Raw genomic sequence first — 25,023 nt, 5'->3', positions numbered from 1 at the left:
GGATATTCGCCTTATGTTCTTCTTTGATTGCTGAAAGTCCAAACCATGCTTGGGTTCTTTGAACGTCTGGTTAACCCCTATGTGGATTACCAGGAAACCGACACGCCGCCGACAAAGCTTTGGCCCTTCATGCGGGAATATGCCCGTCCGTTCGCGAAAGTGTTCTGGGTAACGGCCATCGTTTCCGTGATCGTGGCCGCCGTAGAGGTTGGCCTGATCTGGTATATGGGCCGTGTCGTGGATCTTTTGACAGGGCTTTCACCTGAAGAAATTCGCGCGAACTATGTGACAGAGTTTATCCTGGTCGCCCTGTTTGTGCTTTTCCTGCGTCCGTTGATTCAGGTGGTTGACGTCGCCCTTTTGAACCAGACAATTTTGCCGAATTTTGGCACGTTGATCCGCTGGCGCGCGCATAAACATGTGTTGCGGCAATCCATTGGCTGGTTTGAAAATGACTTCGCCGGCCGGATTGCAAACCGGATCATGCAGACGCCCCCTGCCGCAGGTGAAGCTGCGTTTCAGGTGTTTGACGCCATGACGTTTGCGGTCGCATATCTTGTTGGTGCGGCGGTTTTGCTGATGGGGTCCGATCCGCGTCTTGTGCTGCCTTTGATCGCCTGGTTTGGGCTATATGTGCTGTTGGTGCGCTGGACGATGAAACGCGTTGGTCCGGCGTCAAAGGCCGCGTCTGATGCGCGTTCCACTGTAACCGGCCGGGTGGTGGACAGTTATACCAATATTCATTCTGTAAAACTTTTTGCCCATGATGACACTGAAATCAAATGGGCCGGTGAAGCCATTGAAAAAACGCGGAAAACCTTTCAGGCTGAAATGCGTATTTTCACCAAAATGGACGTCATGCTGGTGACGCTGAACGGGTTTCTGATTGTTGGCGTTGTGGGGTGGGGTATCTGGTTGTGGATGTTGGGCAGTGCAAGTGTTGGTGTTGTTGCTGCGGCCTCTGCCTTATGTCTGCGTCTGAACGCGATGACCGGGTGGATCATGTGGGCGCTATCCAGTTTCTTCCGCAACCTTGGTGTCATTTCTGAAGGGATGGAGACCATCGCCCAGCCCGTGACACTTGTGGATGCACCGGATGCAAAATCGCTTGATTTCCGTGAAGGTAAAATTGAAATGCAGGGTGTTGTGCATCGTTATGGGCGTGATACCGGGGGGATTGATGGCGTAGATCTGCGCGTTGAACCCGGGCAGAAAATTGGCCTTGTCGGGCGGTCTGGTGCCGGGAAAACGACCCTCGTAAAGTTGCTTTTGCGGTTTTATGACATTGAGGGCGGAACAATCCTTGTGGATGATCAGGATATTTCACGCGTGACGCAAAACAGCCTGCGCCGTCAGATAGGTATGGTGCAGCAGGACAGTTCCCTTTTGCATCGCTCGGTTCGGGAAAACCTGTTGTATGGCCGTCCGGACGCAACCGAGGAAGAGATGATCGCAGCCGCTAAACAGGCAGAAGCGCATGATTTCATCCTTGATCTGGAAGATCCGGAAGGGCGGCGGGGATATGACGCCGAGGTGGGCGAACGCGGTGTGAAACTTTCTGGCGGTCAGCGGCAACGGGTTGCCCTTGCGCGGGTCATTCTGAAAGACGCGCCGATCTTGTTGTTGGATGAGGCGACCAGTGCGCTGGACAGTGAGGTTGAAGCCGCGATTCAGGACACGCTTTATGACATGATGGAGGGTAAAACCGTGCTGGCGATTGCCCACCGTCTGTCCACGATCGCAAAGATGGATCGCATTATTGTACTGGATCAGGGTCTGATTGTTGAAGATGGCAACCACGCGGAACTGCTGGCGAAAGGGGGCATTTATGCGGGTTTCTGGGCGCGGCAGTCCGGCGGGTTTATTGGCGGAGATGAAGTAAATGAACATGGATAAAATCGCCGCCTGGCTTGTTGGCCGCGTTGACCCGGAAAATGCCGCCAAAGGCCCGCCGCCTGCCACGCTGATGGCGTTCATACGCTGGGCCCTGCGCGGCTGCTGGGGCGTGATCGCACTTGCGGCCTTTGGCTTTGCCATGGGCGGCGTGTTTGAATCGCTGATCATGTATATGCTGGGCCAGATCATTGATGCGGTGACGGTGGCACAGGCAACAGGGCAGGGGTTCTGGTCGCAGAATGTGATGACCTTCCTGGCGTTTTCCCTGGTCCTGTTGATCCTGCGTCCGCTGTTTTTCGCGATTGCCACCGGGTTTCAGTCGATCGCAGTGATGCCAAATGTGTTCTCGCAGGTGATGACCCGTCTGAACCGGCACACGCTGGGGCAATCCGTTGGGTTCTTTGACGATGATTTTGCCGGGCGTATCGCGCAAAAGCAGATGCAAACCGCGAATTCGATTGTGTCTGTCACGCAGGAAACCATCAATGCTATGACATTTGCCGTGACTGCGGTTCTGGGCATGTTGGTTCTGTCGGGGTTTGTTGATCCCGGGCTTGTGGTGATTATGCTGCTCTGGCTGGGTGGTTATTTTGGCCTGCTCCGGCATTTTCTGCCGCGTGTGCGGGCAAGATCCGCCGCGCGGGCCGGGGCGCGTGCCGGTGTGACCGGGCAGATTGTTGATACGATCACCAATATCAAAACCGTGAAACTGTTTGCCCATGACGCCCATGAAGATCGCGCGGCGCTGGATGCGGTTTCTGTCTTTCGTGAACGTGCTGTTGACTGGGCCTCTGTCGCGGTGCTGTTCCGGTTCCTTCTGATCGTTCTGGCGGGTGTCTTGCCGGTTGCCATGGTTGGTTACGGCCTGATCCGCTGGGGGGCGGGTGCTGTGACTGCGGGTGAGCTGACTGCCGTTGGTGGTATGTCCATTCGCCTGGCGCAGATGACCGGCTGGGTTAGTTGGACGCTGATGGGGATTTACGGTGATATTGGCGAGGTTGAGGACGGGATGCGCACGCTTAGCCCGGCGCATAAACTGACGGATCGTAATGACGCAGTTGAGCTGAACGTATCTGCTGGTGCAGTGCATTTCGACAATTTGGGTTTTGCCTATGGGCGTGAAAGCGGTGGTGTGCGCGGGTTGAACCTGGAAATCGCGCCTGGCGAAAAGATTGGAATTGTCGGGGCATCTGGCGCCGGGAAATCGACCCTGGTTTCAATGCTGTTGCGGCTTTATGATCCGGAACGGGGCCGTGTTCTTGTGGATGGGCAGGATGTAAATGGTGTCAGCCAGGCCAGCCTGCGGGCGCAAATCGGCATGGTGACGCAGGATACCGCTATGTTTAACCGGTCTGCGCTGGATAACATTCGTTACGGCCGCCCGGGTGCAACGCTGGAAGACGTACGCGATGCGGCGCGTCAGGCTGAGGCGCTGGAGTTCATTGCCGATCTTGAGGACAACAGCGGACGTAAAGGGTTTGACGCCCATCTTGGCGAACGCGGTGTGAAATTGTCCGGGGGACAGCGTCAGCGTATTGCCCTTGCCCGTGCCATTCTGAAAGACGCGCCGATCCTTGTGCTGGACGAAGCCACCAGTGCGCTGGATTCTGAGGTGGAGGCAGCCATTCAGACAGCGTTAGAAACCGTTATGGAAGGCAAGACAGTTCTGGCCATTGCCCACCGCCTGTCTACCATTTCCCGCATGGACCGGATTGTTGTGATGGATCAGGGACAGATTGCAGAAATCGGCACACATGCAGATTTGCTTTTGCAAAAGGGGCTATATGCGCGCTATTGGGAACGCCAGTCAGGCGGTTTCATAGGCACAGAGGATACTGAAGGTGACGCGCTACACAGTTGAACGACTGGGGCATCAGGGTGACGGGATCGTCGCCGGGCCTCTTTATGTATCCGGGGTTCTGCCCGGCGAAGTGATCACAGGTGAGGTCGAGAAGGATCGCATTGTCGGCCCATCCATTGTGACGCCTTCGGATCATCGCGTGAAAGCGCCCTGTTCCCATGCGAAATCCTGTGGCGGCTGTAATCTGCAACATGCGTCCGACGATTTTGTCGCTGGCTTCAAGCGCGGTGTTGTGCAGACTGCCCTGACCACACGCGGCATGACGGCAGAGGTTTGCGCAACTGAAACGTCCCCCCCCGCCTCGCGCAGGCGTGCGGTGTTTTCTGCGCGGCGCACTAAGAAAGGCGCGCTTGTTGGTTTCCATATGAAGGCGTCTGACACTGTCATCGCCGTGCCGAACTGTAAAGTTCTCAGCCCGGTTCTGCTGGATATTGTGCCCGTTCTGGAAGATCTGACCGTACTTGGCGGCAGCCGTAAAGGCACCCTGCGCTTTACGGTGACGGAAACCACAGGTGGTGTAGATATCCTTGCCGAAGGCGGCAAAGCTGCGGATGGCCCGTTTCTGGCCCAGCTTGCCCAGGCGTCTGCCAAACCAGGCATTGCACGGCTGACCTGGGAAGATGAGTTGATCGCAACACAACACACACCTGCGGTAAACTTTGGCGCCGCAGCGGTCACGCCACCGCCAGGTGCGTTTTTTCAGGCAACCCAGGAAGGCGAACAGACGCTTGTTTCGGCTGTTCTTGAACTGATTGACGGGGCAGGACGTGTTGCAGATCTGTTTTCTGGCTGCGGGACGTTTACGTTCCCGGCGGCGCAATCTGCCGAAGTTCACGCGTTTGAAGGTGAAAAAGCGATGATCGCAAGCCTTGAGGCCGGGTGGCGTCATGCAAAAGGTCTGCGCACCGTCACAGCAACCACGCGTGATCTGTTCCGCCGTCCGCTTTTGCCGGATGAGCTGAACAAGTTTGATGCCATCATCATCGACCCGCCGCGTGCGGGTGCCGAAGCACAAATCGCTGAAATTGCGAAATCTGATGTGGCGACCATTGCCATGGTGTCCTGTAATCCGGTGACATTCGCGCGCGATGCCGAAGTGCTGATCGCTGCGGGCTATGGCATGCGCAATCTGAAGGTTGTGGATCAGTTCCGCTGGTCATCCCATGTTGAAGTTGTGGCCGGGTTTCACAGATAAGTTATGGGATAAAGATGCGCGGTGCTTGCCTGAATGGCTGTAGATACCGTATGTCGGACAAAAAAGAGCAGTAACCGATGAAACGTTCTACATTCCTTCTGGGCCTTGGCGCCGCCTTCCTTTCCGCCTGTGGCGGTGGTTCAAAGTTTCGGCGCTACAATGGGCCGGAAGTCACGCGCATCATTCTGTATAAGGGCCGTCGGCGTCTTTATCTGATGAATCACGGCGAAGTTCTGGAAAGCTACCGGGTGCGCCTGGGTTTTGCGCCGGTTGGCGATAAGCAAATTGAGGGTGATGGGCGCACGCCGGAAGGCAACTACCTGATTGACCGGAAGAATCCGAACAGCAGTTTTCATCTGTCCGTCGGTATTTCGTACCCCAATCGCAATGATGTTGCGGCGGCGCGTGCCCTGGGGCGCAGTCCGGGTGGCGATATTTTCATTCATGGCGCGCCGCGCCCGGGCAGTCGCGCGAATGGGGATGAAGACTGGACAGCGGGTTGCATTGCCGTAACCAACCGCGAGATTGAGGAAATCTTTGCGATGGTGAATCTCGGCACGCCGATTACGATCTACCCATGACAACAAAAAAGGCAGGCGAAATGGCCTGCCTTTTGTCATTCAGATGTTTGGGATCAGCTTTGGTTTGCGGCCACTGATTCGGTCACACGCAGCTGTGGAACGTCATTGTTGCCCAGCAGAAGTGTCCACCAGATCTTGCCGTTTGGTTCCTGGAACCAGGAGAAACCCATGTTCACAGCACCAGAAGCCAGGATCACGTCACGTGTGCCGGATTCGGCCATCCAGGCAGACAGGGTCTGCAGTTCGGTTTCATAGGTTTCAGAGATATTCTCGCCTTCAAGCGTTCCCGCGTAACCGGCACGTTGTGCGCGAACCAGCGGGGACGATCCGTCAGAACCAAAATGCCATGGGCGGTTCTGTGCGGCCATATCTTTGGAATGGGTTGCCGCAGCAGCGTTGAGTTCGCTGTTCAGCTGCACCTGGCCAAGACCGGCAGCAGCGCGCAGGGAGTTCACAGAATCCAGCATACGGAACTGAACCTGGGATGCGTTGCCGATGCGATAAACGCGTGGCAGCGGTTTTCCATCCGGGCCAAGCACTGCGGATGGCTGTGTACATGCAGCGAGTACAAAGATCAGTGAGGCGCAGAGGGCCAGAATTTTACTCATTTTAAAACATCCGTGTTTTTGTTCCTGTCCGTCTAACGGCAAGTGGTGTGTATTTCAAAGCGCCCCAGGCGAAAATCGGCGAGTTAACGCTTGTTTGATTTGCGACTGCGGCTTTCTCGCCATATTATCGGCTCAAATTTCAGTTTCTCCATGCGAGACAGGGTCAGACATATGTTTAAATCAGACAAAATTGGACGCCGTAAATTCCTGAGTGGTGCTTCCGCTCTGGCGGTTGCCGGGTTGGCAGCGCCTGCCATTGCGCAAACTGCGCCGGAAGGTGGCGGATCTGTGCGTCACAATATTTCCAGCTTCCGTTCGCTGGACTGGCACCCTTATTTTTCCAACACCAACAATGGTGCAATTCTTGTGGACACCACATCACGGGTTTTGCACTTCTGGAATGAAGATCAGACGCTTTATAAGCTTTACCCAACTTCTGTGCCGATGTCGGATGAGCTGACCCGTCTGGGCCGGACATCCATTGTGCGTAAGGTGGATGGGCCAAGCTGGCGTCCGACGCCGTCTATGAAGCTACGTAATCCGGAATGGCCTGATTATATCGGCCCTGGCCCGGAAAACCCGCTGGGTACGCATGCGCTGTACCTCAGCTGGACGTATTACCGTATTCACGGCACCCAGGACACACGTAAGATTGGGCGTCGTTCTTCAAACGGCTGTATTGGTCTTTATAACGAACATATTGCTGAACTGTTCGCGCTGACCAAAAACGGCACGCAGGTTCTGTTGATCTGAGGATTAACAAAAACAGAGACTAAATCGGGGGCTTTCGCCCCCTTTTTTGTGTTTACACCCAGCCCTGCAGGTCTTCTTCGATGATTTGCGTCAATGCCGCGATATGGGCCGCGTCATCATTGAGGCAGGGGATATAGGTGAATGTTTCACCGCCGGCTTCAACAAAGGCTTCCTGAATTTCCTCGTTGATTTCTTCGAGGGTTTCGATGCAATCAGCGGAAAACGCGGGGGCGATGACGGCGATGTTCTTCTTACCCGCGCGGGCCAGTTCGGCCACATGTTCGACGGTATAAGGTTTCAGCCATTCTTCGCGCCCGAAACGGGACTGGAAGGTTGTGATGATTTCGCCATCTTCCCAGCCCAGGCGTTCTTTCAGCAGGCGTGTCGATTTCTGGCACTGGCAGTGATAGGGATCACCCTGGGTCAGATAACGTTCCGGCATGCCGTGGTACGATGCAATCAGGTGATCCGGGCGCACATCCATTTTCGCATAGGCCGCTTCCACAGATTGTGCCAACGCATCCACATAGGTCGGATGTGCGAAATAGGCAGGCACTGTACGTGCGGCAGGCTGCCAGGGGGCTTTGCCCAGGGCGGCAAAAAACGCGTCATTTGCGGTTGCTGTGGTTGCCCCGGCATATTGCGGATACAGCGGGAAAAACAGGATGCGTTCACAGCCGTTTTTGATCATTTCCTCAACTTTAGACACTGTTGAGGGGTTGCCATAGCGCATACAGAATTCCACCTGCACCTTGTCGCCATGGGCATCTGTCAGGGCATCGCGCAGTTTGTCTGTCTGGGCGCGGGTGATGGTCATCAGGGGGCTTTCACCCTGTTCTTCGTTCCAGATGGATTTATAGGCCTCGCCGGAACTGAAGGGGCGTTTTGTCAGAATGATCAGCTTGAGGATGGGCAGCCACTTCCAGCGCGGCAGATCAATTACCCGGCGGTCAGACAGAAATTCGTTCAGATAGCGCCGCATGGACCAGTAATCATAATTGTCCGGCGTCCCGAGGTTGGCGATCAGAATGCCGGTTTTCGGGGAAGGCAATTTTAGGTGGTTTGCTGGTAGCATAATGTGTCCTGGCGCGCGCGTTTAGTCTGGGATATTGATTTCGGTGGTATTCAGGGCATTTGCAAGGCTTTGTTGCGCAGATCCAGGCCGCAGTGGCTGCTGTTGGCTGTCATCCGGGGCCCAGCCGGTGAGGGTGATGATGTCAAAGGTTGCTTTGATGCGGTTGTCATTTGCCGGGAAATGTTCGGCATAAATTTGTGAAATCGTCCGAAACAGAGACTGTTTTGAAGGTTCCCGCAGACGCCTGTTCATCGCGTTGCCTTCGCCCATCGCCCGCAGATCGCGCATCAGTGACACGGCATCCCTATAGGTCACATTCTGCGTCAAATTGTCTGCGACGGGCAGGGCAAAGCCCGCGCGTTGCAAAAGCGCCCCAAGATCACGGATTTCGGCCATGGGGGCGATGCGGGGGGACAGGCCGCCCATGATCGCGACCTCGGCTTCTGCCATGGCGACGCGCAATTCCTGTAGGGTCTGCCCGCCGAACAATGTGGCGATGAATAAGCCGTCCGGTTTCAGCGCGCGACGACATTGGATCATCTGCCCCACCGGATCATCTGCCCAATGCAGGGACATGGCGTGAACAATCAGATCATGGGCCTGTGGTTCCAGATCAAGCAGCTCATCATCAGGGATGATTTTCACGTCAGGCAGAAAATCTGCCCAGAAATCCGGAAAACCAGTGACAATTGCAGGCTGCGTAAACGCCCTGTTAACCTCGTTTAGTCTTTCTTTAAGCTCAAGCGCCGCATCTTCCAAAAGGAACATGGCGGGTGCTTCCATCGCAGTGGCGCGCGCACGGTTGTGCAGCAGTTGTTTGCGATCGGTTAATCTGTCTGGTCCGTTCATCCGTTTCTCCGGAAGGCGTGCCGTAAAAGGTTTTGCCTGCTATGATGATGCAAAAAGCACTTGATGTCCTTTACCCGCCCCAATGCGCGACATGCAATGCCACGGTCGAAACTGTGAACGGTGGATTGTGCGCGGATTGCTGGGGGAACACCCCGTTTATTGCCGGTGCGGCCTGTGATTGTTGTGGAACACCCCTGCCGGGACATGAAGATCAGGATGGCAGCGTTCTGCATTGTGATGATTGTCGCGCCTTGGGTCGTGCCTGGACGCGCGGGCGGGCTGTTGCGGAATATAAGGGTAATATCCGGCGTATGATCCTGGCGCTGAAACATGGCGATAAATCGGAATATGCGGAGCCAGCCGGGGCCTGGATGGCGCATGCCGCGCGGGATCTGATCGGAAATCAGACCCTGGTTGCGCCTGTGCCCCTGCATTGGTCGCGTCTGTTGCGGCGCAGGTATAATCAATCCGCCCTGATGGCCGCGTCTCTGGCGCGAACGGCTGAATTGCCCCTGTGTCAGGATCTGCTGATCCGTCGTCACAGAACCCCATTGTTGGAAGGGAAGTCAGCAGACCAGCGGGCTGAGATCATGAAAAACAACATCTTTGTGCATCCGCGCCGTAAGATCCGCATTGCAGGCCGTCCGGTGTTGCTGGTCGACGATGTGATGACCAGTGGCGCGACGCTGCAGGTTTGTGCGGGGGCCTGTAAGGTTGCCGGTGCGTCACGAATTGATGTTGTGGTACTGGCACGCGTTGCGAAGGATGCCTAAATCCCTATAAGTTTATCGAAACTGAAGGGAAGCGCGATGAAACCTGTTGAAATCTATACCTCGTCTTTGTGCGGGTTCTGCCATGCGGCGAAACGCCTGCTGAACAAAAAGGGCGTGAAGTATAAAGAAATCTCTGTGGATGGGGATCGTGCGCTGCGGGCGAAAATGACGAAACGCGCCCAGGGGCAGACATCTGTGCCGCAGATCTTTGTCGGCAAAGAACATATCGGTGGCTGTGACGATCTGCATGATCTGGAACGCAACGGTGCCCTTGATCTGATGCTGGAAGGATAAATGATGCGCGCAGGGCTGATACAGCTGTCGTCTTCCGACGTGCCGGCGGATAATATTCCGGTCATCCGTGATTACATGCGTCAGGCGCATGCGGAAGGTGCGGGATTTATCCTGACGCCTGAGGTGACGAATTGCGTGTCAAACAGCCGTGCGCATCAGCATTCTGTGCTTCAGCATGAGGCCGATGACATTACCCTGGCGGCGCTGCGCGATGAGGCGGCAAAGCTGGGGGTCTGGCTGTTGATCGGGTCGCTTGGTCTGAAAACGGGTGATGCCGATGGACGCTTTGCGAACCGGTCGTTCATGATCAGCCCAACGGGTGAGGTTAAAGCGCGTTACGACAAGATCCACATGTTTGATGTGAATATCGATGCGCAGGAAAGCTTTAAGGAATCAGCAGGTTATCGCCCGGGTGAGCAGGCGGTTGTGACGGATACGGATTTTGGCAAAGTCGGCATGACGATCTGTTATGACGTACGTTTTCCGCATCTGCACCGGGCGCTGGGCCATGCGGGGGCGGATATTATCACGGGGCCAGCGGCGTTTTCGCCGGTATCCGGTGCCGCACACTGGCATGTTTTGCTGCGCGCCCGCGCAATTGAAACCGGATGTTTTGTTCTGGCACCTGCGCAATGTGGTAAGCACCCGGTCAGCACGGGCAAGCCACGTTACACTTATGGGCATTCCCTGGCGGTTGCACCATGGGGCGAAGTCCTGGCGGATGGCGGCGAAGACCCCGGCGTGACCCTGGTGGATCTGGATATGTCAAAGATCGCCGAGGCCCGCGGGCGTATTCCGACCCTGACCCATGATCGCGATTTTGCGAAACCTGAAGGAACATCCGCGTGACCGACGGTTCCGATCCTCTGGCAATTGCCCTGTTTTCCGAAGTCTTTATGACCGGACAGCTGGCGCGCAACCGGCTGTCAAAAGCTTTGCCGAAAGGGATGGAGCTTTCGCATTTCTCTGTGCTCAATCATCTGGCGCATGTGAAGGGTGAGAAATCCCCGGTGCAGCTTGCACGGGCCTTTCATGTGACGAAGGGTGCGATGACAAACACGCTCTCGAAACTTGAATGGGCGGGATATATCCATATTCGCCCGGATTGGGATGATGCACGACGTAAATTTGTGTCGATCAGCCCGGCGGGCAAATCAGCGCGCGACGCGGCATTGCACGCGCTGACGCCGGTGATCGGCGATGCGGTGCATGACATCGGACCGGATAAGATCCGCGCAGCTCTGCCGGTGTTGCGGACGCTGCGCGAAGAATTAGACGAAGATTAAGCGCGGTTCACGCTGGCTGTGACATAGTTCACGGACAGGTCTCGATCAGAAATGGACCAGGACCAGAGCAGGGGATTGAACACGAACCCCTTGCGATCAACAGGCTCTATTTCAGCGTTTTTGATGAGTTCAACCAGTTCATCCGGGGTGATGAATTTCTTCCAGTCATGGGTGCCTTTTGGCAGCCAGCGCATGATGTGTTCCGCGCCAACAATCGCCACAGCAAAGCTTTTGGGATTGCGGTTGATGGTGGAGCACAGCAGCAGCCCGCCGGGTTTCAACAGGGTTTTGCAGGCATTCAGGAAGGCCTGTGGGTCGGCCACATGTTCGATCACTTCCATGTTCAGGACGACATCAAAGACTTCGCCTGCCTCTGCCAGATCTTCGGCCAGGCAATTGCGATAATCGATCTCAAGCCCCATTTGGCGGGCGTGTGCCTGGGCCACGGGGATATTGCCGGCGGCCGCATCTGCGCCAATTACATCTGCGCCAAGCCGCGCCATGGGTTCGGACAGCAGCCCGCCGCCACAGCCGATATCGAGGATTCGCAGGCCTTTGAACGGCAGTGTGTCGTTCAGATCACGATCAAATTCTGCTGCAATCTGGCGCGTTATGTAATCCAGGCGGCAGGGGTTGAGCATGTGTAAGGGCTTGAACTTCCCGTTGGGATCCCACCATTCAGCGGCCATGGCCTCAAATTTGGCGACCTCATCCGCGTCAAACGTCGTGCTGTTCTCAGAAGGAGTGGCTTGCATTCTGGCCCCCATGTGGTTTTGTTGCCGCAAATTTCAGACATGCATATCGCCTGTTTGCCCAGGAAATGCTACAGGATTTCTATGAATAAGACTTCAGGCCAAATCAGCGCAGATGCGCAGCTTTATCCCTCGAGCGAACCATTTGACCGGCAGATGCTGGATGTGGGCGACGGGCATCAGATTTATGTAGAACAATGTGGGCGGCGTGATGGCGTGCCTGTGATTGTTGTGCATGGCGGGCCCGGCGGCGGTTGCAGCCCGATGATGCGGCGTTTTTTTGATCCTGCGGTTTACCGGGTGATCTTGTTTGATCAGCGCGGCTGTGGGCGGTCCCGCCCATTTGCGTCTGTAAAGAACAACACCACCTGGGATCTGGTGGCGGATATGGAAAAGATCCGGAATTCCCTTGGAATAGACACCTGGGCGGTGTTTGGCGGCAGTTGGGGGGCAACGCTGTCGCTGGTCTATGCGCAGACGCATCCGGAACATGTGTCAAAACTGTTCCTCCGCGGAGTTTTCCTGGCCCGTAAGGCTGAACTTGATTGGTTTTATGGTGGTGGCGCCGGGCAGTTCTGGCCAGAACAGTGGGATCGCTTTACTTCGCTTGTGCCCGTTGGAGAGCGGGGTGATCTGATCGGGGCCTATCATAAACGCCTGTTTGGTGAAGATGGTGCGGCGCAGCGGCGGTTTGCTGTCAGTTGGGCGGTCTGGGAAAATGCTCTGGCCTCTATGGGCAATAATGGCGCGATGGTGAATGTGCCGCAGAACTACGCCCTCGCTTTCGCCCGGCTGGAATGCCATTATTTTATCAATGGGGCTTTTCTTGAGGAAGGGCAGCTGTTGCAGGATCTGCATAAGATCGCCCATATCCCGGCGGTGATTGTGCAGGGGCGGTATGATATGATCTGTCCGCCGACATCCGCTTGGGCGCTGGCACAGTCCTGGCCGAATGCCACATTGCAGATGGTGCCTGCTGCCGGTCATGCCCTGTCAGAACCTGGTATCATCCGGGCCCTTGTTCAGGCGACAAACGACTGGGCGCAGGAGAAGGTATAAACAGGCCTTGCAGACTCAGGAAAGTTTGCCTATATGGGGTGTAACAACGGCGCGTTGGGGTCCAAACCTGACGCCCACCGGAATAATGCAACGGGCCGTGTGCCCGTTTTTTTGTGTTCTGACATCAGGGGAAAAACCGTGTCTGATCTTATTGCCAAAGCCGCGATTGACCGTCGCCTTCTCGAGCTGCTTCAGCCCGTGATCGAGGATATGGGATTTGAAGTCGTGCGCATCCGCCTGATGAGCGGTAATGTTTCGACGCTTCAGCTGATGGTGGAGCGCCCGGATGGGGGTATCGACGTTGATGAATGCGCCCAGATTTCCACTGCGGTCTCTGCCATTATGGATGTGGAAGACCCGATTGTGGAAAACTACTCCCTTGAGGTTTCAAGCCCCGGTATTGACCGGCCGCTGACACGCCTGAAGGACTTTGATACCTGGAACGGCTATGTTGCGAAGCTTGAAACAAGTGAACTGATCGATGGTCGTCGCCGTTTCAAGGGCACGCTTGCCGGAACTGAAAATGACGAAGTTCTGATCACGCTTGATGCGAACAAAGGCGTTGAAGCTATGACCATTGGTCTGCGGTTTGAATGGCTTTCTGAAGCCAAGCTTGTGCTGACCGATGACCTGATCTCTGAAATGCTGCGCCAGCGCAAAGACGCGGGCCTTGTTGACGAAGACCAATTTGATGAAATCCAGACAGAAGACGGTTCTGAGGAGGACTGAATATGGCGATTACCAGTGCAAACCAGCTGGAGCTGCTCCAAACTGCTGAGGCCGTAGCCCGCGAAAAGATGATCGACCCGGGTCTGGTTATCGAAGCGATGGAAGAAAGCCTGGCGCGTGCGGCGAAATCCCGTTACGGCAGCGAGATGGATATCCGTGTATCCATCGACCGCAAGACCGGTAAGGCGACATTCACCCGCGTCCGGACTGTTGTTGAAGATGATCTGCTGGAAAACTATCAGGCTGAACTGACTGTTGAGCAGGCAAAGCAATATACTGCTGATCCTGCGGTTGGTGATGAGCTGTCTGACGAAGTTCCGCCAGTAGAAATGGGTCGTATCGCGGCGCAATCTGCCAAGCAGGTTATCCTGCAGAAGGTACGTGAAGCTGAACGTGATCGTCAGTTCGAAGAATTCCAGGACCGTGCCGGTACCATTATCAATGGTCTGGTGAAGCGCGAAGAATACGGCAATGTTATTGTTGACGTAGGCCGTGGCGAAGCGATCCTGCGCCGCAACGAGAAAATCGGCCGCGAAAGCTATCGCCCGAATGATCGTGTGCGCTGCTATATTAAAGACGTGCGTCGCGAACAGCGTGGCCCGCAGATCTTCCTGTCCCGTACCGATCCGCAATTCATGGCGGAACTGTTCAAAATGGAAGTGCCTGAAATCTATGACGGCATCATCGAAATCAAAGCTGTGTCCCGTGACCCGGGTTCACGTGCAAAGATCGCTGTGATTTCCAACGATGGTTCTATTGATCCTGTTGGTGCCTGTGTTGGTATGCGTGGTTCCCGCGTGCAGGCCGTTGTGAACGAACTGCAGGGCGAGAAAATCGACATCATTCCATGGAACGATGATCAGCCAACCTTCCTTGTGAACGCGCTGCAGCCTGCAGAGGTGACCAAGGTTGTTCTGGACGAAGAAGCAGAACGCATCACTGTTGTTGTGCCTGATGAACAGCTGTCTCTGGCAATTGGTCGTCGTGGTCAGAACGTTCGTCTGGCAAGCCAGCTGACCGGTCTTGATATCGACATCATGACTGAAGCTGAAGAATCTGAACGCCGTCAGGTTGAATTCGCAACCCGCACCAAACTGTTCATCGACACGCTGGATCTGGATGAATTTTTTGCTCAGCTGCTGGTTTCTGAAGGGTTCACCAACCTTGAAGAAGTTGCCTATGTTGAACTGGATGAACTTCTGGTGATTGACGGTGTTGACGAAGGCACCGCCGGTGAACTTCAGACCCGCGCCCGTGAATTCCTGGATGCACAGAACGCGAAAGCCGTTGAAAAGGCACGTGAACTGGGCGTCGAAGACAGCCTGTTCGCCTTTGAAGGCCTGACACCACAAATGATCGAAGCGCTTGCGGAAGATGGTGTGAAGACACTGGAAGATTTCGCAACCTGCGCCGACTGGGAACTGGCCGGTGGCTGGACCGTTGTTGATGGTCAGCGTGTGAAAGATGATGGTGTGCTTGAGAAATTCGACGTTTCTCTGGAAGAAGCACAGGATCTTGTGATGACTGCACGTATTCAGCTGGGCTGGGTGGATCCGGCGGATCTGGAAGCCGAAGCTGAAGAAGGCGACGCTGAACTTTCCGAGGAGGCTGAGGCCTGATCGCAGGCCTCAGAGTGTAGGATATGGCACGAGGTGGCCGCACAAAGGACCGCGAGGTCAGCGAGCGAAAGTGCATCGCAACAGGTGAAGTCCAGCCAAAAGCTGGCCTGATCCGCTTTGTTGTGGGGCCTGGGGCACAAATTGTGCCTGATGTGCTTGAAAAACTGCCCGGGCGCGGCATATGGGTATCAGCAGACCCTGCCGCGCTTGATAAAGCGGTCCAGAAAGGGCTGTTTTCCCGTGGCGCAAAGCAGAAAGTGCAGGTCAGCGATGATTTGCGGGATGAGGTTGAGACGCTTTTGTTTCGCAATCTGATCAATCTGCTGTCGCTGGCGCGCAAAGGCGGCTATGCGGTGCAGGGATATGAAAAAGTTAAGGGGCTTCTGGCGATGGATGCGGCAGAAGTTCTTGTGCAGGCCTCAGACGGGTCTGAGCGCGGAAAATCCAAGCTGCGTCGCCCTGACGGGGACGATAGTTTCATCGGTCTTCTGACCGCAAGTGAACTTGGTTTGGCTTTCGGGCGGGAAAATGTGATACATTGTGCGCTTGCATCTGGCGGACTCACGATACGTGTAGTACAGGAAGCCAGACGTCTTGCAGGCGTACGCGGAAACGGCGGTGACATGGGGTCGCCGGAAAGGTTTGAGAGCACATGAGCGATAATGACGGCAAAAAGACACTGGGCGTTCGGCCAGGCAATGTGAAGCAAAGCTTCAGCCATGGCCGCACGAAGAACGTCGTGGTGGAAACGAAACGCAAACGCGTTGTCGTGCCGAAGCCTGGTGCGGCTAAGCCGTCAGGCGCTGGTGGTGGTGCCGGCGGCAATCCTTCCCGTCGTCCGGCGGGTATTTCCGATGCGGAAATGGAACGTCGCCTGAAGGCAGTACGCGCGGCGAAAGCCAACGAAGCGGCCGAAGCTGAAAAGCGTAAAGCTGAAGAAGCAGAGCGTGAAGCGGCCCGTAAGGCGCGTCGTGAAGAGATCGAAGCGAAAGAACGCGAAGAGCGTGAACGCGAAGAACGCGCCAAGGCGAAAGCGGAAGACGATGCCCGCAAGGTAAAAGAAGCTGCTGAGGCGAAGAAACGCGCTGATGTCGAAGCCCGCGCTGCGAAATCCGCACCGAAGCCGACACCGGCAGATGCTGAAGCTGCGGCCCGCGCTGCGCCGAAGCCATCTTCTGCGCCGCGCAAGACAGAACGTGAAACCCGTCAGCCAAAAGGCAACAAAGGTGGTCGTGATGACAACCGTCGTTCCGGCAAGCTGACCCTGAACCAGGCGCTGTCCGGTGGTGAAGGTGGTCGTCAGCGTTCCATGGCTGCAATGAAGCGTAAGCAGGAACGTGCCCGCCGTCAGGCTATGGGTGATGCTGTTGAGCGCGAAAAGGTTATCCGCGACGTGCAGGTGCCAGAGGCAATTGTTGTTTCTGAACTTGCAAACCGTATGGCCGAACGTGTTGCCGACGTTGTGAAATCACTCATGAAAATGGGTATGATGCTGACGCAGAACCAATCCATTGATGCGGATACTGCCGAACTGGTCATCGAAGAATTCGGTCATAAGATCGTTCGTGTTTCTGACGCTGACGTTGAAGACGTTATTGATACAGTGGAAGACAAGGATGAGGATCTGCAAGGTCGTCCGCCTGTCATCACCATCATGGGCCACGTTGACCACGGTAAAACATCACTGCTTGATGCGATCCGTAAGGCGAAAGTTGTTGCTGGCGAAGCTGGTGGTATTACCCAGCACATCGGTGCTTATCAGGTGAAAACTGATGGCGGCGCAGTGCTGTCTTTCCTGGATACTCCGGGCCACGCGGCGTTTACATCCATGCGGGCCCGTGGTGCGCAAGTGACTGACATTGTTGTACTTGTTGTTGCTGCGGATGACTCTGTGATGCCACAGACGATTGAAGCGATTAACCACGCGAAAGCGGCCGGTGTGCCGATGATCGTGGCGATCAACAAATGTGACCGTCCGGCTGCTGATCCTATGAAGGTCCGTACCGAATTGCTGCAACACGAAGTGATCGTGGAACAGCTGTCTGGTGACGTTCAGGACATCGAAGTTTCTGCCCATACGGGTCAGGGTCTTGATGCACTGCTTGAAGCGATTGCGCTGCAGGCTGAAATCCTGGAACTGAAAGCCAACCCTGAACGTGCCGCTTCTGGTGCTGTGATCGAAGCACAGCTGGATGTGGGTCGTGGCCCGGTTGCGACTGTTCTGGTTCAGAATGGCACGCTGAAAAAAGGCGATATCTTTGTTGTGGGTGAGCAGTGGGGTAAAGTCCGCGCACTGATCGACGACAAGGGCAGCCGCGTTGACGAGGCTGGTCCATCCGTTCCGGTTGAGGTTCTTGGTCTGAACGGCACACCAGAGGCAGGCGACGTTCTGAACGTGGTGGAAGCCGAAGCGCAGGCCCGTGAAATCGCCGAATATCGTGCCCATGCTGCGAAAGAAAAACGTGCTGCGGCCGGTGCTGCGACCACGTTGGAACAGCTGATGGCGCAGGCCAAAGAAAACGAAAACATGTCAGAGCTGCCAATTCTGGTTAAAGCTGACGTGCAGGGTTCTGCTGAAGCGATTGTTCAGGCGATGGAAAAAATCGGCAACGACGAAGTTCGTGTGCGCGTACTTCACCATGGTGTGGGTGCGATCACCGAATCTGACATCGGCCTTGCCGAGGCATCTGGCGCGCCGGTTATGGGCTTTAACGTGCGTGCAAACGCATCTGCCCGGAACTCTGCGAACCAGAAGGGCGTGGAAATTCGTTACTATTCCGTGATCTACGACCTTGTGGATGACGTGAAAGCGGCGGCTTCCGGTCTGTTGTCTGCAGAAATCCGCGAAAAGTTCATCGGTTATGCACAGATCAAAGACGTCTTCAAAGTGACCGGTGTTGGTCGCGTTGCAGGCTGTCTGGTGACCGAAGGTGTTGCACGTCGTTCCGCAGGTGTTCGCCTGCTGCGCGACAACGTGGTGATCCACGAAGGCACGCTGAAAACACTGAAGCGCTTCAAAGACGAAGTGAAAGAAGTGATTTCCGGTCAGGAATGCGGCATGGCATTCGAAGCCTATGATGATATCCGCGCTGGCGACGTTATCGAGATCTTCGAGCGTGAGGAAATTGAACGCAATCTGGACTAATCAGATTGCGCATCCCGCGATAAGACAAAGAAAAAGAGGCGATGAAAATCGCCTCTTTTTTATATTCCGGTGGTGAAATTTATGTGTTGGCGACGGGTGTGCCGGAAAAATGCTGGGCCCCGACCCGTACAACAATGCGACCATTTTGCAGGTTGCGCACAAACATACCCTGAACAGAAATACAGTTACTCACAAGAATAGTCCGAAGCATAGTTTTGCCCCCCATGGCATCTGACCTGGTTAGATTGCGTGAAGACTGGAAATGGGGAAATGATTACGAAAACCAGCTTAGGAAAGAATTAGTAGCCTGTAAATGCCGGATTTATGAAGATTATAGCCAATCCCGAAGGATGGGTATCAGCGGTACATCGGCTGCTGGCATCGGATAATTGCGAAGTTCGTTTGATTTCACCCACTTAAGGCTTTGCCCTTCGCGCGGTTGAACAATACCGTTCCATTTACGACAGGCAAACAGTGGCATCAGAAGGTGGAAATCGTCATAAGAGTGACTGGCAAAGGTTAGTGGCGCGAGGCATGATTCCCAGGTTTCAATGCCCAGTTCTTCATGCAATTCGCGGATCAGCGCGGCTTCTGGCGTTTCGTCAGATTCGATTTTGCCGCCTGGAAACTCCCAAAGACCGGCCATGGATTTGCCTTCCGGGCGCTGCGCAAGCAGCACACGCCCGTCGGTGTCAATCAGTGCAGCAGCAGAGACCAGAACTGTTTTCATGACCGGTAATCCGCGTTAATTTCGATGTAACGTTTGGTGAAATCACAGGTCCAGACGGTGTCCGTCGCGTCACCCAGGCCGAGATCCACAGAAATCACGATGTTTTCGCCTTTCATATAGGCGGCGCCATCGTCTTCTGTGTAGCTTTCGGCCACCCAGCCTTTTTCCGCGACCAGAATGTCACCAAAACGGATGGACAGGAGATCGCGATCTGCCATTGCGCCGGATTTACCGACGGCCATCACCACGCGGCCCCAGTTCGGATCTTCGCCGGCAACTGCGGTTTTGATCAGGGGGGAATTGGCAATCGCCATAGCGCAACGACGGGCATCAACGGCGCTGTCAGCGCCGTGCACCTGTACTTCGACGAACTTTGTCGCGCCTTCGCCGTCTTTCACCACCTGATGGGACAGATCAAGCATGACTTTGTGCAGGGCGTTGCGGAAGTCGGTGTAATCCTGGTTGTCGGCAAGGATTTCCGGCGCGTCAGACTGGCCAGTGGCGCCCAGAAGCAGTGTGTCAGAGGTTGACGTATCGCTATCGACCGTGATCGCGTTGAAGGTCTTGTTGGTCAGGTCTGACAGCAGAGATTGCAGCAGGGCCTGATTCATCTTTGCGTCTGTGAAAATATACACCAGCATGGTCGCCATATCGGGCGCGATCATGCCGGATCCTTTGGCGATCCCCGCGATTTTCACGCCAGATGGTGTTTCGGCGGCACATCCTTTGGGGAATGTGTCAGTGGTCATTATGGCTTCGGCTGCGTCTTTGATGTCACCGGCAGACAGGTTTTCTGCAAGTTCACCAACTTTCGCGGTGATGCGATCATGGGGCAGACGTTCACCGATCACCCCGGTGGAGGATGTGAAAACACGTGCTTCCGGCAGGCTGCAGGTGGCGGCGACAGCGTCGCAGATGGCTTTCACTGAACCTTCACCAGCCTTACCGGTGAAAGCGTTGGAGTTACCGGAATTTACAATAATCGCAGCGCCCGCATCCGTGTTTCCACCAATTTTTTCCTGACAGTCCAGGACATTGGCAGATCGTGTGGCGGAACGCGTGAACACGCCCGCCACAGCAGATCCGGGGCAAAGCTCCGCCAGCATCACGTCTTTTCGCCCCTGATATCGGACCCCGGCTTCAAGGGCGGCAAAGCGCACGCCTTTGATTTCGGGAAGGGAAGGAAAGCCGTTTTTCGGTGCCAGCGGAGAGATCATAGTGTTATTCCATATCCAGGGTAACAGTGGACAGAAGATCAGGTGTGATGGCCTCATCTTCGGTATGGGTGATGGTTGCAGCTTCGGTCAGGGTGGACAGCGCCTGGCCAATCGCAACCTGTTCAACGCCTGCTGCCAGTTCGTCCCGCACGTCTTCCAGCGCCGGGGCGTCTTTCACACGGGTTTCGTTCAGTTTGACAACATGCCAGCCAAATTGTGTTTCCACAGGTGCGGAAATCTGGCCCGCTTCCAGTGTCAGGACAGCTTCTTCAAAGGACGGAACCATCATGCCTTTGCCGAACCAGCCAAGTTCGCCGCCATTCGGGCCGGATGGGCCTGTGGATTTTTCACGGGCGAGTTCTGCGAAATCTTCACCGGCTTCAAGGCGGGTTACGATTTCTGCGGCTTCTTCTTCGGTTTCAACCAGGATGTGGGATGCGTTGAATTCGGCTTCGGGTTCTGCACCTTCATATTGCGCGGCATAGGCCATTTCGACAGCTTCATCGGTGACAGCTGCTTTGATCGCATTATCAATCACGTGGTCTGCGCGCACGGCACGGGCCTGGTTTTCAAGGGTCAGGGTTACGGACAGCGGCAGATCATCGCCCGCAGCGTCAGACAGAACAACCTGCTGGATCAGCTGATCCAGGATGCCCTGAAACAGAACTTCGTCCGGCAGTTGGGCGTATTGTGGTGGCAGGGTCTGTTTGGTGGCGATCATGTGACCAAGTGTGATGTCGGTGCCGTTTACAGTTGCAACCACGGTGGACGCATCCGGACCTTCAGCAAAAGCAGGGGTGGAAAGCGCACAAACAAGCGCCGTTGCGGTCAAAAACTTAGTGCGAAAAAACATCTGTTGTTCCTTTGAGTTCCACGCAACGTGGCGTGACGTTGACACATGCCGGTCGCCCGCTTACATCACCTTTGGTCATTGGGGTTATGACATCTTCTGACAAACCTTCTATGGCGCGGCGCAGGCCTGTTCAAGGCGGCATGTGGCGCATTTTATCAAGAACGCATCAGGCGGAGAAAATATGCTCGGACTCGGCACCATTGCCAGAAAAATCTTTGGCACCCCGAATGATCGGAAGATCAAAGCAGCCCGCGTGATTGTGGGCAAGGTCAACGCGCTGGAGCCGGAGTTCGAAAAGCTTTCCGACGACGAACTGATTGCGAAAACCCGCGAACTTCAGGAACGCGCCAAAGGCGGCGCAAGCCTTGATGATTTGCTGCCGGAAGCTTTCGCAAACTGTCGTGAAGGGGCGCGCCGTGCCCTTGGTTTGCGGGCGTTTGACACACAGCTGATGGGCGGCCTGTTCCTGCATCAGGGCAATATTTCAGAAATGAAGACCGGTGAGGGCAAAACGCTGGTGGCGACTTTCCCGGCCTATCTGAACGCGCTGACCGGGCGTGGCGTGCATGTTGTGACGGTGAACGATTACCTGGCAAAACGTGACGCCGAATGGATGAGCAATGTGTTCGAAGCCCTGGGCATGACCTGTGGCGTGATTTTTCCGAACCAGCCTGACAATGAGAAAAAAGCCGCCTACGCCTGTGACGTGACCTACGCCACGAATAATGAGCTTGGCTTTGATTATCTGCGGGACAACATGAAATCTGAGCTGTCTCAGATGTTCCAGCGCGATCATAACTTTGCCATCGTCGATGAAGTTGATTCGATCCTGATCGACGAAGCCCGTACACCGCTGATTATTTCCGGCCCTGCCGCTGACCGCAGCGATCTTTATGTCACCATCGACAAACTGATCCCGCGCTTGCAGGACGACCACTACACGCTGGATGAGAAAACCCGCAACGTCACCTTCACCGATGAAGGCAATGATGCGCTGGAAGAAATCCTGCACGGTGAAGGGATCCTGCCGCAGGAACAGTCGCTTTATGCGCCGGAAAGCACCACGATTGTACACCACGTGAACCAGGGTCTGCGTGCGCATAAACTGTTTGCGCGCGACAAAGATTACATCGTGCGCGGCGAGGAAATCGTTCTGATTGACGAATTCACCGGCCGTATGATGTCTGGTCGTCGTCTGTCAGATGGTCTGCACCAGGCGATTGAAGCCAAAGAAGGCGTAGCGATCCAGCCGGAAAACGTGACGCTGGCCTCTGTGACCTTCCAGAACTACTTCCGCCTGTATGACAAGCTGTCCGGTATGACCGGTACTGCTTTGACCGAAGCGGAAGAGTTTGACGAGATCTACAAACTTGGCGTGGTCGAAGTTCCGACCAACCGCCCGATCGCCCGTAAGGACGAACATGACGCGGTTTACCGGACTGCGAAGGAAAAGTTTGACGCGATCGTTGAGGAAATCAAAACGGCGCATGAGGCAGGCCAGCCAACTCTGGTTGGGACGACGTCTATTGAGAAATCCGAATATCTGTCACAGCTGCTGAACGATGCAGGCGTGAAGCACAATGTTCTGAACGCCCGCCAACACGAACAGGAAGCGCAGATTGTTGCTGACGCCGGTAAGCTGGGCGCTGTGACCATCGCCACCAATATGGCGGGTCGCGGGACCGATATTAAGCTTGGCGGCAATGTTGAGTTTAAGATCATGGAAGCGATTGTTGCCGATCCGGAAGCCAATCCGGATGAGTTGCGCGCAAAGATCGAAGAAGGCCATAAGGCCGATGAAGAGGCCGTGAAAGCTGCCGGTGGCCTGTTTGTTCTGGCGACAGAACGTCATGAAAGCCGTCGTATTGATAATCAGCTGCGCGGTCGTTCCGGTCGTCAGGGGGATCCGGGTCGTTCTGCTTTCTTCTTGTCACTGGAAGATGACCTGATGCGCATCTTCGGGTCTGAACGCCTTGACAAAATGCTGTCTCGTCTTGGCATGAAAGAAGGCGAAGCGATTGTGCATCCATGGGTGAACAAGTCACTTGAGAAGGCTCAGGCGAAAGTGGAAGGACGTAACTTCGACATTCGGAAGCAGCTTTTGAAGTTTGACGATGTGATGAACGACCAGCGGAAGGTTATCTTTGCGCAACGCCGTGAAATCATGGAAGCCCAGGACCTGTCCGAAATCGTACAGGACATGCGCCATCAGGTGATCGACGATCTGGTCACGCAATACATGCCTCCAAAATCTTATGCCGAACAATGGGATACGCAGGGGCTGTATGCCGCTTGTATCGAACATCTGGGCATTGATGTGCCGGTGATTGACTGGGCTGCGGAAGAAGGCGTGGATGACGAAGAAATTCGCGAACGTCTTGAAAAAGCTGCGGATGAATTCATGGCTGCGAAAGCCGCGCAATTCGGCCCCGATGCGATGCGCAACATTGAAAAGCAACTGCTGTTGAACACAATCGACGGCAAGTGGCGCGAACATCTTCTGACGCTGGAACATCTGCGGTCTGTGGTTGGGTTCCGTGGTTACGCCCAGCGTGACCCGCTGAACGAATATAAGACCGAAAGCTTCCAGCTGTTCGAAAGCCTGCTGGATACGCTGCGTGAGCAGGTGACACAGCAACTGGCCCAGATCCGCCCTCTGACCGAGGAAGAGCAAGCCCAGATGCGGGCGCAGTTCGAAGCGCAACGTGCGGCACAGCTGGCCGCTGCGGGTGTGGCTGCGGCACCAGCCGTTGCAGAGGCTGATGCACCGAAGGAAGGTTTTGTTGAAGATGATCCTTCCACCTGGGGCGAACCGTCACGCAATGACGCCTGCCCCTGTGGTTCCGGTAAAAAGTTCAAGCACTGTCACGGCGCGCTGAACTAAAGCTGAAGGCTGCAGAGAATGCGCCCGGCTTGTCAGATTATCGCTTTATTGGTCTGCCCCTTCATTTTGATGGGGCAGACTGTTTTTGCTGAGATACCGGATTTTCCCCCTGCGGAAGATTTGTCTCTGGTTGTGCCGGACACTGCGCCGGTTATGGATCAGGTGCCCCTGACCCCAGGCGTGATCTACAGCGCAATGGGGCAATCCTGTGCAACCATCCTGACTGTCGCGCCTGGGAATGATGCCGGAACGATGCGTCTGGATCTGCAGTCGCCGTGCAGGCGTGGACAGCGGGTTGATTTAACGTGGTCCGGTCTGACGGCCAGTTTTCTGACATCGGTGACGGGGGCATTGCAGGTGGATCTGCCGGTGTTTGAACCAGGGAACACCCTGCAAGCGGCGTTTCCGGATGGTACGTTTCACCATGTGCAACTGACTGAAGACGCGCCGATTGCGTTTACCGGTGTTGGTCTGACCCGGCCGGGCAGTGCGGTGACATTCTTACATGTTCTTGAGAATGGTGCTGATTTTGGCGGTGCTGGCCATCGTCATGCTGTGCGTCCCGTAGGGGCAGCGGGCGGGCAATTTTTCAGCCTGGGGGACGCCCGCATTCCGGATGGCTGGTTCAGCCAGGTGTATCTGGTCGCAAAAGCGCAGGGGCCTTTGGTAAGCCGAACCTTCACAGAGATACCGGTGACGGCGAACAATTGCGGTGGCACGCAGGATGTCACATTGCACCAGTTTTCAGTAACCGGGTCTTGGATGTCGTTGCCATTTGAATTTTCCGTGCCACCCTGCGAAAAGACGGGGCAATCCGTCATGCTGGGCAGTCCTCTGCGTGATCTTGTGCTGGCTGAGGAATGA

Annotated in this window: 23 protein-coding genes; 16 read left to right on the top strand and 7 right to left on the bottom strand. The window is 55.3% G+C overall.

Translation table 11 applies throughout. The features are described from left to right. Nucleotides 1-45: 45 nt before the first annotated feature. The 4 genes from H1D41_RS10015 to H1D41_RS10000 all read left to right on the top strand — a co-directional run bounded on the left by H1D41_RS10015 (nt 46) and on the right by H1D41_RS10000 (nt 5,533). A complete protein-coding gene (locus H1D41_RS10015) occupies nt 46-1,896 on the top strand; it encodes an ABC transporter ATP-binding protein (RefSeq protein WP_228848777.1) in 1,851 nt (616 codons plus the stop codon). Continuing rightward, entirely contained in the window at nt 1,883-3,757 is a 1,875-nt protein-coding gene (locus H1D41_RS10010; protein ID WP_228848776.1) for an ABC transporter ATP-binding protein, read from the top strand. The genes H1D41_RS10015 and H1D41_RS10010 overlap by 14 nt, the downstream gene beginning before the upstream one ends. Beyond that, on the top strand, nt 3,738-4,952 hold the full coding sequence (locus H1D41_RS10005) for a class I SAM-dependent RNA methyltransferase (protein WP_228848775.1): 1,215 nt from the start codon (nt 3,738-3,740) through the stop codon (nt 4,950-4,952). The genes H1D41_RS10010 and H1D41_RS10005 overlap by 20 nt, the downstream gene beginning before the upstream one ends. A gap of 77 nt (nt 4,953-5,029) precedes the next feature. Next, the gene (locus H1D41_RS10000) at nt 5,030-5,533 is read left to right on the top strand and encodes a L,D-transpeptidase family protein (protein ID WP_228848774.1); all 504 of its coding nucleotides are present in this window, start codon (nt 5,030-5,032) and stop codon (nt 5,531-5,533) included. A 53-nt stretch (nt 5,534-5,586) separates the two neighbouring features. On the opposite strand, the gene H1D41_RS09995 is transcribed toward H1D41_RS10000, so the two are convergent. Next, nucleotides 5,587-6,141, bottom strand: coding sequence for a CAP domain-containing protein (locus H1D41_RS09995; protein ID WP_228848773.1), 555 nt, complete (start codon nt 6,139-6,141; stop codon nt 5,587-5,589). A gap of 171 nt (nt 6,142-6,312) precedes the next feature. Here H1D41_RS09995 and H1D41_RS09990 point away from each other — a divergent pair, with 171 nt between their 5' ends. After that, nucleotides 6,313-6,894 carry a L,D-transpeptidase gene (locus H1D41_RS09990; RefSeq protein WP_228848772.1) on the top strand — a complete coding sequence of 194 codons (582 nt, stop codon included), beginning with the start codon at nt 6,313-6,315 and terminating at the stop codon, nt 6,892-6,894. A gap of 52 nt (nt 6,895-6,946) precedes the next feature. On the opposite strand, the gene hemH is transcribed toward H1D41_RS09990, so the two are convergent. Continuing rightward, nucleotides 6,947-7,969 carry a ferrochelatase gene (hemH, locus tag H1D41_RS09985; protein WP_228848771.1) on the bottom strand — a complete coding sequence of 341 codons (1,023 nt, stop codon included), beginning with the start codon at nt 7,967-7,969 and terminating at the stop codon, nt 6,947-6,949. A 21-nt stretch (nt 7,970-7,990) separates the two neighbouring features. Beyond that, on the bottom strand, nt 7,991-8,818 hold the full coding sequence (locus tag H1D41_RS09980; protein ID WP_228848770.1) for a methyltransferase domain-containing protein: 828 nt from the start codon (nt 8,816-8,818) through the stop codon (nt 7,991-7,993). 41 nt (nt 8,819-8,859) lie between these two features. On the opposite strand from H1D41_RS09980, the gene H1D41_RS09975 reads away from it, so the two are divergent. The 4 genes from H1D41_RS09975 to H1D41_RS09960 are packed head-to-tail and all read left to right on the top strand — an operon-like array spanning nt 8,860 to nt 11,171. After that, a complete protein-coding gene (locus H1D41_RS09975) occupies nt 8,860-9,591 on the top strand; it encodes a ComF family protein (protein WP_228848769.1) in 732 nt (243 codons plus the stop codon). Nucleotides 9,592-9,627: 36 nt separating this feature from the next. Further along, on the top strand, nt 9,628-9,885 hold the full coding sequence (gene grxC / locus H1D41_RS09970) for a glutaredoxin 3 (protein WP_228848768.1): 258 nt from the start codon (nt 9,628-9,630) through the stop codon (nt 9,883-9,885). Between the two features lie 3 nt (nt 9,886-9,888). Further along, complete coding sequence (locus tag H1D41_RS09965) at nt 9,889-10,734, top strand: carbon-nitrogen hydrolase family protein (protein WP_228848823.1); 846 nt, start codon at nt 9,889-9,891, stop codon at nt 10,732-10,734. Further along, nucleotides 10,731-11,171 (top strand): MarR family winged helix-turn-helix transcriptional regulator, encoded by a 441-nt coding sequence (locus H1D41_RS09960; protein WP_228848767.1) that lies wholly within the window; start codon nt 10,731-10,733, stop codon nt 11,169-11,171. Before H1D41_RS09965 ends, H1D41_RS09960 begins: the two co-directional genes overlap by 4 nt. Here the strand turns inward: H1D41_RS09960 and ubiG are convergent. Next, the gene (ubiG, locus tag H1D41_RS09955) at nt 11,168-11,926 is read right to left on the bottom strand and encodes a bifunctional 2-polyprenyl-6-hydroxyphenol methylase/3-demethylubiquinol 3-O-methyltransferase UbiG (protein WP_228848766.1); all 759 of its coding nucleotides are present in this window, start codon (nt 11,924-11,926) and stop codon (nt 11,168-11,170) included. The two genes, H1D41_RS09960 and ubiG, sit on opposite strands and share 4 nt — an antisense overlap. Before the next feature lie 81 nt (nt 11,927-12,007). On the opposite strand from ubiG, the gene pip reads away from it, so the two are divergent. The 5 genes from pip to infB all read left to right on the top strand — a co-directional run bounded on the left by pip (nt 12,008) and on the right by infB (nt 18,475). Next, on the top strand, nt 12,008-12,982 hold the full coding sequence (gene pip, locus H1D41_RS09950; RefSeq protein WP_228848765.1) for a prolyl aminopeptidase: 975 nt from the start codon (nt 12,008-12,010) through the stop codon (nt 12,980-12,982). 138 nt (nt 12,983-13,120) lie between these two features. Then, nucleotides 13,121-13,711 (top strand): ribosome maturation factor RimP, encoded by a 591-nt coding sequence (gene rimP / locus H1D41_RS09945; protein ID WP_228848764.1) that lies wholly within the window; start codon nt 13,121-13,123, stop codon nt 13,709-13,711. A gap of 2 nt (nt 13,712-13,713) precedes the next feature. After that, on the top strand, nt 13,714-15,330 hold the full coding sequence (gene nusA / locus H1D41_RS09940; RefSeq protein WP_228848763.1) for a transcription termination factor NusA: 1,617 nt from the start codon (nt 13,714-13,716) through the stop codon (nt 15,328-15,330). Nucleotides 15,331-15,353: 23 nt separating this feature from the next. Next, entirely contained in the window at nt 15,354-15,986 is a 633-nt protein-coding gene (locus H1D41_RS09935) for an RNA-binding protein (protein ID WP_228848762.1), read from the top strand. Continuing rightward, nucleotides 15,983-18,475: a translation initiation factor IF-2 gene (gene infB / locus H1D41_RS09930; protein WP_228848761.1), complete on the top strand. Its 2,493-nt coding sequence runs from the start codon at nt 15,983-15,985 to the stop codon at nt 18,473-18,475. Before H1D41_RS09935 ends, infB begins: the two co-directional genes overlap by 4 nt. A gap of 331 nt (nt 18,476-18,806) precedes the next feature. Here the strand turns inward: infB and H1D41_RS09925 are convergent, their stop codons facing one another. From H1D41_RS09925 to H1D41_RS09915, 3 genes are read right to left on the bottom strand one after another with little or no spacing between them, the layout of a single operon-like run. Next, nucleotides 18,807-19,205, bottom strand: a complete 399-nt coding sequence (locus H1D41_RS09925; RefSeq protein ID WP_228848760.1) for a (deoxy)nucleoside triphosphate pyrophosphohydrolase — start codon at nt 19,203-19,205, stop codon at nt 18,807-18,809. After that, nucleotides 19,202-20,422, bottom strand: coding sequence for a bifunctional glutamate N-acetyltransferase/amino-acid acetyltransferase ArgJ (argJ, locus tag H1D41_RS09920; protein WP_228848759.1), 1,221 nt, complete (start codon nt 20,420-20,422; stop codon nt 19,202-19,204). The genes H1D41_RS09925 and argJ overlap by 4 nt, the downstream gene beginning before the upstream one ends. A 4-nt stretch (nt 20,423-20,426) precedes the next feature. Beyond that, entirely contained in the window at nt 20,427-21,275 is an 849-nt protein-coding gene (locus tag H1D41_RS09915; RefSeq protein WP_228848758.1) for a peptidylprolyl isomerase, read from the bottom strand. Between the two features lie 181 nt (nt 21,276-21,456). On the opposite strand from H1D41_RS09915, the gene secA reads away from it, so the two are divergent. After that, nucleotides 21,457-24,159 carry a preprotein translocase subunit SecA gene (gene secA, locus H1D41_RS09910; protein WP_228848757.1) on the top strand — a complete coding sequence of 901 codons (2,703 nt, stop codon included), beginning with the start codon at nt 21,457-21,459 and terminating at the stop codon, nt 24,157-24,159. 18 nt (nt 24,160-24,177) lie between these two features. Next, nucleotides 24,178-25,023 carry a hypothetical protein gene (locus H1D41_RS09905; protein WP_228848756.1) on the top strand — a complete coding sequence of 282 codons (846 nt, stop codon included), beginning with the start codon at nt 24,178-24,180 and terminating at the stop codon, nt 25,021-25,023.

Origin of the sequence: Halocynthiibacter styelae (assembly GCF_016123485.1) — a bacterium.
In the GTDB taxonomy this organism is placed as follows: Bacteria; Pseudomonadota; Alphaproteobacteria; order Rhodobacterales; family Rhodobacteraceae; genus Halocynthiibacter; species Halocynthiibacter styelae.
The sequence above is the reverse complement of the archived record's forward strand: the minus strand, read 5'-3'. Positions and strand labels throughout refer to the sequence as shown.